Annotated in this window: 13 protein-coding genes and 2 riboswitches; of the genes, 8 read left to right on the top strand and 5 right to left on the bottom strand. The window is 45.5% G+C overall.

The features are described 5' to 3' along the window. Positions 1-31 precede the first annotated feature (31 nt). The 3 genes from ACTXGL_RS08755 to ACTXGL_RS08745 all read left to right on the top strand — a co-directional run bounded on the left by ACTXGL_RS08755 (position 32) and on the right by ACTXGL_RS08745 (position 3,785). Positions 32-859, top strand: coding sequence for an IclR family transcriptional regulator (locus tag ACTXGL_RS08755; RefSeq protein ID WP_443526269.1), 828 nt, complete (start codon positions 32-34; stop codon positions 857-859). Positions 860-1,039: 180 nt separating this feature from the next. Further along, positions 1,040-2,863, top strand: coding sequence for an FMN-binding glutamate synthase family protein (locus ACTXGL_RS08750; protein ID WP_443526267.1), 1,824 nt, complete (start codon positions 1,040-1,042; stop codon positions 2,861-2,863). A gap of 109 nt (positions 2,864-2,972) precedes the next feature. Then, complete coding sequence (locus ACTXGL_RS08745; protein WP_443526266.1) at positions 2,973-3,785, top strand: phosphodiester glycosidase family protein; 813 nt, start codon at positions 2,973-2,975, stop codon at positions 3,783-3,785. A gap of 130 nt (positions 3,786-3,915) precedes the next feature. Here ACTXGL_RS08745 and ACTXGL_RS08740 read toward each other — a convergent pair whose 3' ends face one another. The 4 genes from ACTXGL_RS08740 to ACTXGL_RS08725 all read right to left on the bottom strand — a co-directional run bounded on the left by ACTXGL_RS08740 (position 3,916) and on the right by ACTXGL_RS08725 (position 7,688). Then, positions 3,916-5,139: a vWA domain-containing protein gene (locus ACTXGL_RS08740; protein ID WP_443526265.1), complete on the bottom strand. Its 1,224-nt coding sequence runs from the start codon at positions 5,137-5,139 to the stop codon at positions 3,916-3,918. 56 nt (positions 5,140-5,195) lie between these two features. Further along, positions 5,196-6,044 (bottom strand): AAA family ATPase, encoded by an 849-nt coding sequence (locus ACTXGL_RS08735; RefSeq protein ID WP_443526263.1) that lies wholly within the window; start codon positions 6,042-6,044, stop codon positions 5,196-5,198. A gap of 376 nt (positions 6,045-6,420) precedes the next feature. Beyond that, a complete protein-coding gene (locus tag ACTXGL_RS08730) occupies positions 6,421-7,098 on the bottom strand; it encodes a hypothetical protein (protein ID WP_443526261.1) in 678 nt (225 codons plus the stop codon). A gap of 269 nt (positions 7,099-7,367) precedes the next feature. Continuing rightward, a complete protein-coding gene (locus ACTXGL_RS08725) occupies positions 7,368-7,688 on the bottom strand; it encodes a YcgL domain-containing protein (protein WP_319050517.1) in 321 nt (106 codons plus the stop codon). Positions 7,689-7,949: 261 nt separating this feature from the next. Then, positions 7,950-8,100: riboswitch (glycine riboswitch) on the top strand. A gap of 76 nt (positions 8,101-8,176) precedes the next feature. Further along, positions 8,177-8,325: riboswitch (glycine riboswitch) on the top strand. Positions 8,326-8,493: 168 nt separating this feature from the next. On the opposite strand from ACTXGL_RS08725, the gene gcvT reads away from it, so the two are divergent. From gcvT to ACTXGL_RS08700, 5 genes are all read left to right on the top strand, one after another. Further along, positions 8,494-9,666: a glycine cleavage system aminomethyltransferase GcvT gene (gcvT, locus tag ACTXGL_RS08720; RefSeq protein WP_443526259.1), complete on the top strand. Its 1,173-nt coding sequence runs from the start codon at positions 8,494-8,496 to the stop codon at positions 9,664-9,666. A 117-nt stretch (positions 9,667-9,783) separates the two neighbouring features. After that, positions 9,784-10,164 carry a glycine cleavage system protein GcvH gene (gene gcvH, locus ACTXGL_RS08715; protein ID WP_443526257.1) on the top strand — a complete coding sequence of 127 codons (381 nt, stop codon included), beginning with the start codon at positions 9,784-9,786 and terminating at the stop codon, positions 10,162-10,164. Positions 10,165-10,482: 318 nt separating this feature from the next. Beyond that, positions 10,483-11,256 carry a nitroreductase family protein gene (locus tag ACTXGL_RS08710; protein ID WP_443526256.1) on the top strand — a complete coding sequence of 258 codons (774 nt, stop codon included), beginning with the start codon at positions 10,483-10,485 and terminating at the stop codon, positions 11,254-11,256. Positions 11,257-11,320: 64 nt separating this feature from the next. Further along, positions 11,321-14,218, top strand: coding sequence for an aminomethyl-transferring glycine dehydrogenase (gene gcvP / locus ACTXGL_RS08705; RefSeq protein WP_443526254.1), 2,898 nt, complete (start codon positions 11,321-11,323; stop codon positions 14,216-14,218). Positions 14,219-14,415: 197 nt separating this feature from the next. After that, positions 14,416-15,105, top strand: a complete 690-nt coding sequence (locus ACTXGL_RS08700) for an esterase/lipase family protein (RefSeq protein ID WP_443526253.1) — start codon at positions 14,416-14,418, stop codon at positions 15,103-15,105. Between the two features lie 47 nt (positions 15,106-15,152). Here ACTXGL_RS08700 and ACTXGL_RS08695 read toward each other — a convergent pair whose 3' ends face one another. After that, complete coding sequence (locus tag ACTXGL_RS08695; RefSeq protein ID WP_443526251.1) at positions 15,153-16,463, bottom strand: ribonuclease D; 1,311 nt, start codon at positions 16,461-16,463, stop codon at positions 15,153-15,155. Positions 16,464-16,569 lie beyond the last annotated feature (106 nt).

Genomic DNA, 16,569 nt, shown 5'->3' with positions numbered 1-16,569 from the left:
AGAGATAATCATTAAGACAAATGGAAATAAAATGACAAAACCCTCATCGACAGCTACGCCACTATTAGAACGCATGCATGGCATCATGAATCAGAGCAAAAAAGATAACGATCGACAGTTTGTAATGGCGCTAGGTCGTGGATTGGTCATACTGGCTGCTTTTGAACATGATGAGCAGCTCACCCACCAGCAGTTGTGTCAGATGACAGATCTACCAAAAGCAACCATCACTCGCCTTATCCATACTTTGATTACGCTTGGGTTATTGCGTACGAATAAATACGGGCAATATCAATTGGGCAGTAGTGCGGTACGTCTTAGTGCGACTGCCTGGAGTCGTCATGATATGGTGGCATATGCTGAGCCATTGCTGCGGCAGTTCGCTAGTGACAATGAAGTATCAGTAAATCTAGCGACCGAAGTCGAAGGAGAGATGCGCTATCACGCCTGCTGCCGTAGTCCTGCTCGCCTATCGGTCAATTTACAAGTTGGCTCCGCTGTACCCGTCGCACGCACTGCCATTGGACGTGCTTTTTATGCGGTAAGCTCGCAAGCGAGACAGACTGTCATTATTAGCAATCTACAAGAGAATTTATCTGTTGAGGAATTCAACCGTGCGCAAAGCGCTCTATCCAGCGCAGCTGAGCATTATGAAAAATACGGCTATACCGTGTCTGATGGGGAATTTTCTACTGACATATTGGCAGTCGCGGTTGGGGTATATGATGTCGCAACAGGTCAATACGCGTATTCGCTGAATGCCAGTGTGCCAAGTGCCAACTGGGAAGCCGATGAGTATGCTGCCATGATAGTGCCAAAATTGCAGGCCTTGGCGGAGCGGATTGGTGGCGGGGTTTAGATTAGCTATGGGTGTAAGCCTGATAGGTTATGGGTGAAAGCCTGATAAAAATTGGCCTGATAAGATAGCATATGCAATGCTGTTACCCATTGATACCGACGTCGCGACCTCATACGTGTATGATGTACGCGACAAATGTAAGCATCTTATCTATCCAAAGAATAACTATTGAGCCTCGTTATGCCTGAATCTCGCACCAACCTAAATCCTGAAGCCAAAACCAGCTCACCGTATTTTATCGGATTATTGCTGCGTTATAGTATGTTTGGGGCAGCCATCTGTCTACTATTAGCAGGATTGCTACTGATGCATGGCTGGCTGATTCTGATTGGCGGCTTAGGAGTTGCATTAGGCATTTATGATTTGACTCAATCCAAGCATTCAGTGCTAAAAAACTACCCAATAGCTGGGCATATTCGCTATGTATTGGAAGATTTTCGTCCTGAGATTCGTCAGTATTTACTTGAGGATGACAAAGAACAAGTACCGTTTTCACGCCAACAGCGTGCTTTGGTGTATCAGCGGGCAAAGAACGTCAGCGACACCAATGCGTTTGGGACCTTGGACAATCTCTATACTCATGGCAAAGAATGGTTTTTGCAATCTGCTATCAGTGCCCCACTAGAAAACAAAGACTTTCGCATCACGGTGGGCGGCGAGCGTTGTCAGCAGCCACACGACATGTCGGTATTTAATATCTCAGCGATGAGTTTTGGTAGTCTATCAGCGAACGCCATTATGGCACTCAATCAGGGTGCAAAAATAGGCGGCTTTACGCATGATACGGGCGAAGGAGCTATCAGTCCTCATCATCGTAAGTTCGGTGGTGATTTGATTTGGGAGTTGGGCACTGGGTATTTTGGCTGTCGTGATGCTGAAGGCAATTTTGATCCACAGTCTTTTGCCGAAAAAGCCATTGATCCACAAGTTAAAATGATCGAAATCAAGCTGTCACAAGGCGCTAAGCCTGGTAAAGGTGGCGTGTTGCCATCGAGCAAAATCACGCAAGAGATTGCGGATACCCGTCAAGTGCCCACGGGTCAAGATTGCATCTCGCCCTCCTCGCACACTGCATTTAGCACACCGCGCGAGCTTGTCGCCTTTTGGCAGCAGCTACGTGACTTATCTGGCGGCAAGCCTGTTGGTTTTAAGCTATGTGTGGGTCAACCTTGGCAGTTTATGGCAATTGTCAAAGCCATGATCGAGACGGACAATTATCCTGATTTTATTGTCATTGATGGGGCTGAGGGCGGTACAGGTGCCGCGCCCGTCGAGTTCATGGACAATGTCGGTATGCCAATGGTTGAAGGGTTTCTGCTCGTTCATAATACTTTAGTCGGTGCAGGTATCCGTGACAAGATCAAGCTTGGCGTCAGTGGCAAGATTGTCTCAGGTTTTGATATTGCACGCATGATTGCGCTGGGTGCAGACTGGTGTAACTCAGCACGCGGCTTTATGTTTGCGGTTGGCTGTATCCAGTCGCGCTCTTGTCACACCAATACGTGTCCGACAGGTGTGGCAACTCAAGACCCATACCGTCAACAAGCACTCGATGTCCCAAGCAAAGCAGAACGCGTTGCCAGCTTCCACAAAAATACGCTAAAATCGCTCGCTAGCATCGTCGGTGCAGTCGGTCTACAGCATCCTAGCCAATTACAGCCTTATCATATCGCTCGCCGTCTCGATGATGGACAGATCAAGCTATTGTCCAAGTTTTTCTACTTTGCGGACAAAGACGCCCTGCTCGATCATAGCGCCCGTGCCGATATTTTCAATCAGATGTGGGTCATGGCAAACCCTGATAGCTTCTTAGCCAATAACGATGCGCTCATTGCTTATAACAAGGACTCACGTGATAAGGGTAAAGAGACAAGTGCGCCAACAGAGCATAGTACTGGATATAACGCTGAATATGACTCTGAACACTCGGATGCTACTAACGGCGGACAACTCATCGGCAATGTCAACAATACCTTTCGTAACTTCCCACCGACTGGCGATTGATAATTAATGATTAAATGATGCTGATTATTGATAAATGCTAATAAAAATTCGACATGCCAGCGAACCTTAGTAATCCCATACAACCACCCTGTTAAGAGACGCGTGATCGATGCCGACCTCTATTTTTACTCTATCGCTATCATTGGCAGTGCTTACGCTCAGCCTTAGTGCTTGTCAGCAAGAAGACACTGTTGCCTTGAATACCGATACAGACAGCTGGTCTTGTCAGACAGCAGACTATCCCTTTACTTATAGCGTCTGCCGTGTGAATGCTAGCGCGTTGACAAGCGCCCGTTATTCGTTACAGTTATTTTGGCAGTCCGCCAATAGTGCTCAGCCGCTATTGACCTTTGATGGATTGTTGACAGCATTACCAGAAGACAAAACCCTCAATTTTGCGATGAATGCCGGTATGTATGATGAGCGCTATGCGCCGATTGGCTACACTATCATTGAGGGCAAAGAGGTCAAGTCACTAAACCTAAAAGAAGGTGGCGGCAATTTTCATCTATTGCCTAATGGGGTGATGTGGTGGGACAAAGCTGGCAACGTGCAAATCACCGAAAGTAACGCGTTAAATGAACAGCTAAACAATGGTGATGTGCAGCCTTGGTATGCGACGCAGTCTGGCCCCATGCTGGTCATCAATGATGAGATACATCCGCAGTTCAACCCTGATAGTAGCTCAGTCAAACTGCGTAATGGCGCAGGCGTTTGTACTGATGGTAGCATACAATTTGTCAATAGCAATGCACCTGTGACCTTTTATCAGTTTGCAGAATTATTCAAGGATGAACTGAGTTGTCCAAACGCACTTTTTTTAGATGGCGGCATTGCCTCAGCGTTATATGCGCCTAGTATCGACAAGCAAGACAAAAAAGAAATGGGCGTGATGATCAGTCTGGTTGAAAACGAAGAATAACCGCAGTATTTATTATAAAATATGAACTTGCCATTTTTTATCACTATTTGTCACTCATTAAAAAAGCACTTAAGACGATGCTATCGTCTTAAGTGCTTTTTATGTTGCGCATACGAGCGTAGCAATAGCATTACCGCGCCATATATTGAGTCATCTCCTCAACACCATGCAAGGTCATCGGGTACATTTTGTTTTCAAACAGCTTTTTGATCTCAACGATGGTTTGGGTGTACTGCCAGTAGCTTGGATTTTCAGGATTGAGCCAAGTTACTTTATCAAAATGCTCAAGTACGCGCTTGAGCCATACGATACCCGCCTCGTCATTCATATACTCGACGCTGCCGCCTACTGTCATCAGCTCATAGGGGGACATAGAAGCATCACCGACGAAGATGACTCGATACTCTCGACCATATTTATTAAGTAACTCAAAAGTCGGCATCGGGGCGCTATGTCGACGGTTGTTATCCTTCCACACATAGTCATACAAGCAGTTATGAAAATAAAAAAACTCTAACGTTTGAAATTCATTCTTTGCTGCAGAAAACAGTTTTTCTAGTGCCTCTACATGGATATCCATACTACCGCCCACATCGAACAGCATCAGTACTTTGACGCGGTTACGACGCTCCGCTTGCATATGAATATCGAGCACGCCCTTTTTTGCGGTACGTTTGATCGTCTCATGAATATCGAGCTCATCTGCACTGCCCGTACGTGCAAACTGACGCAGGTTACGTAGTGCCATCTGGATTTGACGGGTACCAAGCTGATTGTTGTCATCGAGGTTACGGTATTTACGCTGCTCCCAGACTTTTGCGGCGCTGCGTTTGCGAGATTCACCGCCGACACGTACGCCTTCTGGATGGTCGCCGTAAGCCCCAAATGGCGAAGTGCCACCTGTGCCGACCCATTTACTACCACCTTGGTGACGCTCTTTTTGCTCTTTTAACCGCTCTTCTAGCGCCTTCATCAACTCTTCTAATGAGCCATACTTCTTAAGCAGACGTCTTTGCTCTTCGGTTAGGTTTTTTGGATCCAGCTTTAGATCAAGCCATTCTTTGGGTACGTCTGTCAGTTTTGCCAAAAGCGCATCCATATCAAGGCTATCTACCCCTTCAAAGTAATCTGCCATTGCCCGATCAAATTTATCAAAATGACGCTCGTCTTTGACCATACACAGCCGAATCAACCGGTACATGTCTTCACGACTCGCAAAAGTAGTGAGTGCTGGGTCTTCAGGATGCGTCTGCATCATCAGCCCTTTATCTAAAGCGGCATTGAGATCAAGCAGTTCACGCGTACTGACTGGCACGCCATAGGTCCGCAAAGTATAGAATAGTTTTATAAACATAAGCACTGCACCACTAATTGACGTAAAACAAAAAAAGCATCTTCACCTATATGCGCTTAACGGCGCATCATATTGGCAAAACGCTGCAATAAATTCACATCCGCTTCGTTTTTGAGCAGCGCGCCATATAGTGGCGGAATAGACTTTTCGCCACGTAGGTTTTCTTCTAGCTCCTCTTGTGCCATATCATCGGCCAGTAACAAGGTCAACCAATCGACCAATTCAGACGTTGATGGTGGCTTTTTGAGGCCCTGAATATTACGTAATTTATAGAATATATCCAAAGCATCGTTGACCAGTTTTTCTTGAATATCAGGGAAATGCACCTCAATGATCTGGCGCATGGTTTGCTCTTCTGGGAAGTCGATATAATGGAAAAAACAACGACGCAAAAAAGCATCTGGTAGCTCTTTTTCATTGTTTGATGTAATAATCACTACTGGACGCTGCTCTGCGGTGATGGTCTCGCCCGTCTCATAAACATAAAAAGACATCTTATCAAGCTCATGTAGCAAATCATTTGGGAATTCAATATCTGCTTTATCGATCTCATCGATCAATAGTACGCTACGCTCTTTACTGGTAAAGGCATCCCATAACTTACCTGGCTTGATATAGTTACCAATCTCATAAACCTTGTCATCACCCAACTGTGAATCACGCAGGCGCGATACTGCATCATACTCATACAGACCTTGCTCAGCTTTGGTGGTCGACTTGATATGCCACGTAATCAGCGGCATACCTAAGCTTTCTGCGACCTCTTCGGCCAGCAGAGTCTTACCAGTCCCTGGCTCACCTTTGATCAGTAGCGGCTTTTGTAGTGTCATAGCCGCATTCACTGCCAGTTGCAGGTCATCTGTTGCGATATAGTTTTGTGTGCCTGTAAAGGTTTTGTCGGTCATAGTCAGATCTCGATTGTTGTTATAAATGAGGGGTTGTAGATGAATGGGTATAAAAAGTGGATGACAAATAAATATAGTAAATTAGATTAGCACAGCCTGACGTATTGCCAAAATACTCATGCGTTCGCAGTTATTAACAATTGTTATGTATGCCTAATAATGTGCCTAATAAGCTGTCATTGTTGATATAACCTACAAACAATCTTGCACACAAATAGTCTAGCGCGAAAGTAATATGCCACAACATCAATCTGGCACAAAAAAAGACACGCCTTGGTGTCTTTTTTATTTACTCTTTATATTCTGAACATATGAGTCCATTTTATAAGCAGGCGCTACCTTTCTGTCGCTTTCCAGATCTGTCGCTTTCCAAATTCTATCGCTTTTCAGAGATTTTATTATCTGCTATTTTGGATAGTGTACTGTCTTTCGTTAGACTAACATTATCTGCTTTTTCACTAATACCGTCTTTATAAATATTGTCTTTACGATGACTGGTTTCAGTATTAGCAGACAGTGTAGATTCATCAGACGGTTCACTCAGCGTAGCGCTGTCCGCCAAATAGCTGCCTGTCGTCAGTTGCATCGTCGCCTGTGTATCTTCTGCGCTGCGGCTACGTGCTTTATCCAGACTGGAGGCAAAAGCACCGCGTATCAGCTGCCACAAAAAACCGATGAATAATCCGAAAACCAATACCACTAATATCGGTAACATATTGGCAATCGCACCTGCAAAATCTTTCATCATGATAGCGTAGACCACACTGATGCTGGCTGGTGCAAGCTCACTGGCATCACCAAGCGCTGTACCTGGCGCTAATAGCACGGCAAACAATATCATCCAACTCATACCGCCTAAAGGCTTTGGTAGTACGCGTGCGACCAGTAGCCACAATACCAGCACCACAATAGCACCGCCAAGATAAGCATACATTGGCAGATCCGCAGGCGGTACGTTCTTTACCATCTGACCCCACCAAATAGCAATCTCGCCGAGAATGTCACTGATAGATTCTAATGGTAAGCTGTGTAAGATATTTTTTAACCAGTCCATGCGTGTGTTGTTACCTGCGTTTATCACCGATGACACATTGTGCCTAGCAGTGTATGGTGCGTGCTATCGTACCAAAATAAGACTCAATAAATAATCGATACATATTATCGGTGCCGATTATTTAATTCTCTATATAGATGTCGCGGACTGTCAGTTTATCACGACTCTCTACCCAAATGCATGTGAACGAATGTGTCACGGACGCTTTAACCATATCGCTGTAGAGACCACACTCTAGATCACTTTGCCATCATACCTCAACCAGCACACTAATCATAAATGCTGTCTTGTGCCTCACGAGCGCGTAGCTCTGCTTGGCGACGCATCACATCTTGCGGCGGCAGCTGTACAAAATAGCCTTGAGACTGTAGTTTTGCCAGTACTTCTGCTTTATCAACACGTGCAAGTGTTGGCGTCGCTGCCAAGTCCAAATGCATGACAAACTTGCTACGACCTAACCCTGCACGGAAATCTTTTGGTAACACACCAAGCCAGTCTTTTATTTCATCAGTATCATCAGGATAATCAGGACGCGCAATGTAGACATACATATCGTCATGTTTGGGAAATTTATAAATATCGCAATGCATAAAAACCACCTATCAGAAACTATGGGCGTAGGTTAGCATATTTCAGGCAAATACCAGTAGTTGCTTTGCGTTTTGCTATGGTAATTTTTGCGATTATATATGGTTTGAAAGGGTTTAAAAACTGCTGATAGAGACAGAAAATACAATACTAACGCTCGCATACTGTCAGTAAGCTGCCCAAACAAAATATGATTTTTGCTAAATTTATCGATTTTAATGGCTCGGATGACTTGTAAAAGCGCTTTGAACCTTTCATAATAAAAGCGTTTTTCAGGAGAGAGTTTATGGCATCCATTTTGTATTGAACCGCATTGGTTATACAAATGGCGATATGAAAATCATAACTGCCATACAACCACCGAAGGCGCATCCACCCTGCCAATCGCTCAGGTAAAAGGACTGAAAAACACATGTCACTGTTGTTTGATAGTGTCTGGTAGCATCACGCTCATAGCGCACTACCCCTTCAAAACACTTTAAACATAAGGCATAACAAATCTGGAGAGTGGTAAGAACGGACGACGTCTTACCCACCGAAGGGGAGAAAATACGCTATCATCGATTGTAGGGTTTATATCATTACCCATAAATGATGATTCGTGTTGAAAATCTCAGGTCACAGGACAGATGGGGCTTTAGCTCAAATTGACGTTCAGCGTCTATTTGGCTTACGTCTTTATATTTGCTTTCTGTGTCACCCTTTGATGTAATATTTGCACCTTGCAGTATTGCTTCTCGCTACTTTTACGTTGCGCATTATGCCCAGCTCTACTGAGCTTGACTGATGTACACATAAGGATTTGTTATGACTGATACCCAAGATATTCACTCTAAAGCGCCTCAGCGTACCCCTTTTTACCAGTCTCACATTGATAGTGAAGGCAAACTGGTCGACTTCTCTGGTTGGGAGTTGCCCATCAATTACGGTTCACAAATCGAAGAGCATGACGCTGTAAGAACAGATGCTGGTATGTTTGATGTCTCACATATGGTTGTGACTGATATCAAAGGTGCTGATACTAAAGCATGGCTACAAAAGCTACTCGCCAACGATGTCAATAAACTCACTACCACTGGTAAAGCGCTGTATTCTGGTATGCTCAATGAGCAAGGCGGCGTCATTGATGATTTGATCGTCTATCTCATGAATGCAGAGGAAACTGAGTACCGTATTGTTTCTAACGCTGCCACTCGTGACAAAGACTTAGCACAGTTCAATAAAGTCGCTGCAGGTTTTGACATCACAATTACCGAGCGTCCTGAACTTGCTATGCTTGCTGTTCAAGGTCCAAATGCTATTGCAAAACTGGCAGCTACCAAGCCAAGCTGGGCAGATACCTTAGCAGGACTAAAACCTTTCGTTGGCGCTGATTTGACAGATATTGAAGGCACTGATTGGTTTGTGGCTCGTACTGGCTATACTGGTGAAGATGGCGTCGAGGTCATCATGCATGGTGATGATGCCCCTGCTTTCTTTGAGCAATTAAAAGCAAATGGTATCAAGCCTGCCGGTCTTGGCGCGCGTGATACGCTGCGTATGGAAGCCGGTATGAACCTGTATGGTCACGATATGGACGAGACCATCAGCCCTTACGAGTGCAACATGGGCTGGACGCTTGCACTAAAAGACGACCGCGCCTTTGTCGGCCGCGAAGCATTGGTCAGCAAACGTAAGCAGTCAAAAGAAGACAACACCGCTATGAAACAAGTGGGTCTGCTATTGACCACGCGCGGCGTATTGCGTGAAGGCATGACAGTGACTATCAATCAAGGCACTGATAACGAGCAAACTGGTATTATCACCAGCGGTACATTCTCTCCTAGCCTAAAAAACTCAATCGCGATTGCCCGTGTGCCTGCCAGCCTATCAGAAGCTGACAGTGTACAAGTCGATCTACGCGGCAAAGGTAAATTCGTCGATGTGCGCGTATTGAAGCTGCCTTTTGTCCGTAACGGCAAGCAACAGTTTGACTCTTAGGTCTTATAAATTCTATCATTAGAGCGCGTTGTCATTTTGCACACGATTATGAAAATGACGACACGCCCAGCCTCCATTACTTTTGTTAAATAAACTCTATCATTTAGGAGAGAGACCATGAGCAACATCCCAGCAGAGCTAAAATATATTGCGAGCCATGAGTGGTTACGCTTAGAAGACGACGGTACGATCACTGTTGGTATCACTGACCATGCTCAAGACCTATTGGGTGATGTGGTATTCGTTGAGCTACCAGATGTGGGCGACATCATCGCTGTTGATGACGAAATCTCAGTAGTAGAGTCTGTAAAAGCAGCTTCTGACGTATATGCGCCTATCTCAGGTGAAGTTATTGCGATCAACGAAGCACTAGAAGATGATCCAGAAATCATCAACTCTGACCCATATGGCGAAGGTTGGTTCTTTAAAATGAAGCCTGACAATATCGCTGACTACGAAGCATTGATGACTGCTGATGAATACGAAAGCGACTTGTAAGACTTTAGAACTTATAAAATATTAGCTCATACAAATTATTAGCTCCGACTAAACGTTATAGATACTGGCAGCAGCTGGTATCTATATTCTCTACTTCAATACCCTGTCTCATCAAAAGCGCTTGGTCGTTTTATGCGTTTGTTATATGAGAATAGTTGTACATAGATCATATAGACCGTCACAAATCATGATCGCTCGATGTTATTGCTCTCAAGCGTTATCTTATTGGCTCGTATTGCTCACATGTTTGACCTCTATTATAGATGTGCCCCAATACCGACTCGGACAGATGACCCAATCCCCAGCATGGATCCTAATATGAACTCAGACGCCGCCACCTTAGAGACCGACAATAAAGACCTAATTGCCACGCCTACTCATACGCCACAGCTACAAGCGTTTCGCGATATCGTAGAGTCACGCCGTTCAGTACGCCGCTTCACTGACACACCTATCCCTGACGACGTATTGGCAGACTGTCTGCGTTTGGCAATGCTAGCGCCGAACTCTAGCAACCTGCAGCCGTGGGAGTTTTATGTTATCGATGATGCTGAAAATAAAAAACGTGCCATCAAAAACTGCATGAATCAAAACGCAGCAAAAACATCAGCACGTTTGATAGCCATCGTTGCCCGTACTGACATTTGGCACGACCACGCTCAGCAAGTACTGCGCGAATACCCTGACCAGCCAGTCCCAAAGAAAGTGAAAGACTACTACAACAAAGTCGTCACGATGGACTTTTTGCGCGGTCCAGCCAACGTAGTCTCAGCAGCCAAATGGGGCGCGACGCAAGTGGTCAGACGCGTAAAAGGGCCAATCAAGTCGCCTTATTATACGTTTGAAGATACCAAAAACTGGGCAACCAATAACACCTCACTTGCTGCCGAAAACCTCATGCTAGCATTACGCGCTCATGGGTTTGATAGCTGTGCCATGGGCGGCTTTGATGAGCCTGCGATGAAACGCTTACTAGGCTTGGGCGACGATCAACACATTATTATGATGATTGGTGCTGGCGAGCGCGCTGACAATGGCGTGTATAATACTCAGTTCCGCTTTGATCAGACTCAGTTTGTGCATTACGTATAACGTACCGCTCACAATGTTTTCTTAATTGCTATTTTGTTTATTACTCCCTTAACCAAGGATTGTCATGACTATCTCTCAAAACCCATCGTTTGATACCTTCCAAGGATTGTTCAACGAAGCTGAATTTGTCTATCGCCACTTAGGCTCAAATGAGACCAAGCAAGCTGACCTACTCAGCGCTGTTGGTTATAAAGATATGCAAAGCTTTATCAATGACACAGTGCCTGAACCAGTACGTTTGCATAAAGAGTTGGATTTGCCAGTGGCGATGAGTGAGCATGCTGCACTTGCCAAACTGCGCACGATGGCAGACGACATCACTGTTAATAAAAGCTATATCGGTCAAGGCTACTCGCCTGTGCGTATGCCTGCTGTTATACAACGTAATGTCCTTGAAAATCCAGGCTGGTATACTGCTTATACGCCTTATCAAGCTGAAATCGCTCAAGGTCGTCTAGAAGCATTGCTAAACTTCCAACAAGTATGTATCGATTTGACTGGTCTGGAGCTAGCTGGTGCCTCATTGCTTGATGAAGCAACCGCAGCGGCAGAAGCTATGGCTATGTCAAAGCGCGTAAGCAAAAGTAAATCAACACAGTATTTCGTTGATGAACGTGTCTATCCGCAGACGCTAGATGTGATTAATACGCGCGCGAAATACTTCGGTTGGGACGTGGTTGTTGGTGATTTTGAAACGGCTAAATCTGGTGACTACTTTGGCGCATTATTCCAGTATGTTGGCGTAGAAGGCGACGTTAAAGATTTAACAGATGTCATCAGTGCCGTAAAAGAAAACAAAACCTACGTGAGTGTCGTCAGTGACATCATGAGCTTGGTGCTACTTAAGTCACCTGCCGATATGGGTGCAGACGTGGCACTAGGTAGCACGCAGCGTTTTGGTATTCCAATGGGCTTTGGTGGTCCACATGCCGCTTTCTTTGCATTCTCTGATAAAGCCAAACGCTCAGCGCCTGGTCGTATCATTGGCGTATCAAAAGACTCGCAGGGCAATACCGCACTGCGTATGGCACTACAAACCCGTGAGCAGCATATCCGCCGCGAAAAAGCCAACTCAAACATCTGTACGTCGCAAGTATTACTAGCCAACCTCGCTGGTATGTACGCGGTCTATCATGGTCCAGGCGGCGTCAAACGCATTGCCACGCGTATTCATGCCTTTGCGACTGCTTTCGCTGATGCTATCAAAGAAGCCAATGACAGCAGCCTAAATGTAGTACATGATCAATTCTTTGATACCGTTGTGATTGATTGCGGTTCAGAAAAACTGGCTACTCAAATCTTCAAAAACGCAGACAACGTGGGCTATAACTTATGGCGTCTAAGCGACACCAAGTTAAGCGTTGCTTTTAGTGAAACCAGCGATCAGCAAGATTTTAAAATCTTGACTCAGCTTTTTGTAAGTAAGTCTCACGAGCTACCTGAAACCGCTCGCGTTTCTCTCGATAGTGCGCATCTGCGTACAGATAATATCTTGTCACATCCAGTATTCAACTCGCATCATACCGAGCATGAAATGCTGCGTTATCTCAAGTCGCTCGAAGACAAAGATCTAGCGATGAACCGTAGCATGATTTCACTGGGCAGCTGCACTATGAAATTGAATGCCACCAGTGAGATGCTACCAATCACTTGGCCTGAGTTCGCCAACGTGCATCCTTTTGCACCGCGTGACCAAGTCACCGGCTATATCGCGATGATCGATAGCTTGCAAGATCAGCTCAAAGCCATTACTGGGTTTGATGACGTGTCTATGCAGCCAAACTCTGGCGCCTCTGGTGAGTATGCTGGTCTACTCGCCATTCGCCGTTATCACGCGTCACTCGGCGAGACCGATCGCGATGTGTGCCTGATTCCAATGTCAGCACACGGTACCAACCCTGCGACCGCCATGATGATGGGCATGAAAGTCGTCGTCGTCAAAACCGATGAGAATGGCAACGTTGATATCGATGATCTGACAGCCAAATGTGAAGAGCACAGTGATCGTCTAGGTGCGCTAATGATCACTTATCCATCGACGCATGGTGTGTTTGAAGAAGGTATCCGCAATATCTGTGATTTGACTCATAAGCACGGCGGTCAGGTCTATATGGATGGCGCTAACATGAATGCTCAGGTTGGTATGATGCAGCCTGCAGACGTTGGTGCTGATGTATTGCACATGAACCTGCACAAAACCTTCTGTATCCCGCATGGTGGCGGTGGTCCAGGTATGGGTCCTATCGGTATGAAGGCGCATTTGGCACCATTTATGGCCAATCATACCTTGAGCCCTGTACACAATGCGCAAAAAGACTGCTCAGCAGTATCGGCAGCCCCTTATGGTTCAGCGAGCATCTTGCCTATCTCGTGGATGTACATTGCTATGATGGGCCGTGATGGTCTGCTAAAAGCGACAGAACTGGCATTACTAAACGCCAATTACGTAGCAGCCGAGCTAAAAGGTCACTACCCTGTCCTATATGCGGGTAAAAACGGCCGTGTGGCTCACGAATGTATTATTGATATTCGTCCGTTAAAAGAAGAGACTGGTATCACTGAAAGCGATATCGCTAAGCGCTTGATGGATTATGGTTTCCATTCACCAACGATGAGCTTCCCAGTCGCTGGTACGCTGATGATTGAACCGACAGAGTCTGAGTCAAAAGAAGAATTGGATCGCTTCATTAGCGCGCTAAAATCTATCAAAGCTGAAGCGATGAAAGCCAAAGCGGGTGAAGACAATTGGACGCTAGAAGACAACCCATTGGTCAATGCACCGCATACTGCTGCTATGATTACTAGCGAAGAGTGGACGCATCCATATAGCCGTGATACTGCTGCATTCCCTCTACCATACATCCGTGCGAACAAGTTCTGGCCAAGTGTGGCACGCGTTGATGATGCGTATGGTGACAAGAACCTGATGTGCTCTTGCCCAAGTATCGAAAACTATATGTAATTATCACTTTCGATAGTTATTCTCTGTAGTAAAAAACCTCCAAGTCAGCAGCTGACTTGGAGGTTTTTATTTTGCTGACTTTTTATCTGCTCGATTAGCAGGTACTATTACTGATAGTAGTATTTATAAAAATGGAAAATGTATCAATAATGAGACACTTAACTTAGATTTTTCGAAGCAGTTAATTGGGCAATACTATGCAGCACAAATCACCTAAACGAAAGGCGCGCGTCATCCTAATACATGGTTTACACCAAACAGCTTGGGTAATGCGTCCACTTGCCAAACGTCTGCAAGCCGCGGGGTTTGATACCTATCAATATAGCTATCGGAGCATGCGTGATAGTATCAAAACCAATAGCGCACGCTTAAATCGTTGGTTGGAGAAAAACCATCATTCAGACCACCCCATAGATCTAGTTGGACACAGTTTAGGCGGGCTGATTATTCGTGACTTTGTCACTCAGTACCCAAAATGGCAGATTGGACATTGCGTAACGCTAGGGACGCCGCATGTCGGCAGTGTTTGTGCCGATTATATCTGGCGACTGACTCCTGCTATCGTTGGTCGCTCCTACATCGATGCCTTAGATGGCACTGTCGCACCACTACCGCAGCATGTGACCCTTGGCGTGATCGCTGGTAATCGTCCTTATGGCTTGGGTCAAATGTTTTTGCAGTATCACAACCGTAAGCTGCGTAAATCAGATAAGCCACCGCTCAAAGAGCATCTGGCACATGACGGAACCGTCTATATAGAGGAAACTAAGATTGAGGCGGCAGCAGATCATATCACCCTGCCTGTCTCTCATACTGGTATGCTCGTAAACCCAGAAGTCGCTGAGCAGACCAAATACTTCTTAGTGCACGGCGTCTTTAAACGCTAACGATTAAACGTATCTTGGATATCAGCTCTTAGCTTTACTAGACGTTATTAGGCATTGATACCCATACCTTGACGCAACTCAGTTTTGTGCTTTTCGATCACTGGTATCAAGGTTTGTATGACCCAGTCATTACGCCAGCCCTTCAGTCCTTGTGGCAATTGGCTGACATCTTTATCGAGAGCGACGACTTCATACAGTTGTCCTAGCCATTTTTTGCGCATTAGTACGCTAGCAGGTACACCAGTCTCTCGTGCATGCTCATCAATCGCTTGTTGCACAGCTTTGGACAGCACTTTATTTTTTGAGCGATATGGCGGCACTAGGCAGTCTGGATGTTCTGTGAATGGCAGGCTCTTTGCCTCTCTTATTACTTTTAGCAGCTCTTCACCATACAGACGCAGCATACTACGGTGCATCGTTGTTTTGTGCGACAGCTCACGCATGCTGTTTGGTTTTTCGGTGACGATCTCACGTACCGCTTGTTTCTTGATGATAAAGGTACGCGGCTGATTAGTCGCACGTGCCAGCTCTTCTCGCCACGTCGCCACGCCTTTAAGGATTGCCATTTGCTGTGAGGTATAGCGATAGTCAGCCATCGTGAGATACATCGCCTCGTCTTCGACATGCTGCGTATCATATAAGTCACTGGCATAGAGCTGACAGTCAGCCCAGACATACTCGTACAGCCCTTGTGATTTTAGTGCATGCTCAATACTCAGATATAACGCTGGCAAGTAGCGCACGTCATCGATTGCATACTGCTCTTGCTCATCTGTAAGCGGACGCTGTAGCCAGTCAGACTGACTGTGCTCTTTATCGATATGCATATCTAGTTGATCAGCGAGCGCCTGTTGGTAGCCCATTTGCAATTGACCTGTTAAGTAAGACAAGGCAATTTGCGTATCAAAGATATTGGTCAGTGGCGGACAACCAGACAGCAGATAAAAAATACCTAGATCTTCACCGCAAGCATGCCAAATAGCCACATCGACTTTACGCAGTGCTTCCCATAACTCTGCCAGCTGTAATTGCGGGGCATCCAGTAGATACACATGATCGCCAGTATTGAGTTGTACCAGTGCCAAACGTGGATAATAAGTGTCACGCTTGATAAATTCAGTATCTAATGCCACACGTCCGCAAGTCGCCAAGGCGTCAATAACGTCGTCTAATTGATTCTGCTCACGCACCCAAGTGATATCAACCGCATCAGCAATATCCAGCAATGCGTCAATGTCTAGTGTATCAACGTCTAACGCTGTTGGCATCGTTTCAGTACGAGCTGATTGCTCTGAGACATCAGTAGTCATGCTATCTGGGTCAGAATGGGCTGGAGCGTTTGAGACATTATTGGACACGGGCAGATACCTGCATAAATAAGAGAAAATAAAACACTAATATGCGTCTTATTAAGATTAAAGGAGAATACAATTATAACAACTTCATGAAACAAAGTGGCTAAGA

The organism is Psychrobacter sp. T6-6 (assembly GCF_052258185.1).
GTDB lineage: Bacteria > Pseudomonadota > Gammaproteobacteria > Pseudomonadales > Moraxellaceae > Psychrobacter.
This window is presented reverse-complemented; position numbering and strand designations above follow the sequence as displayed.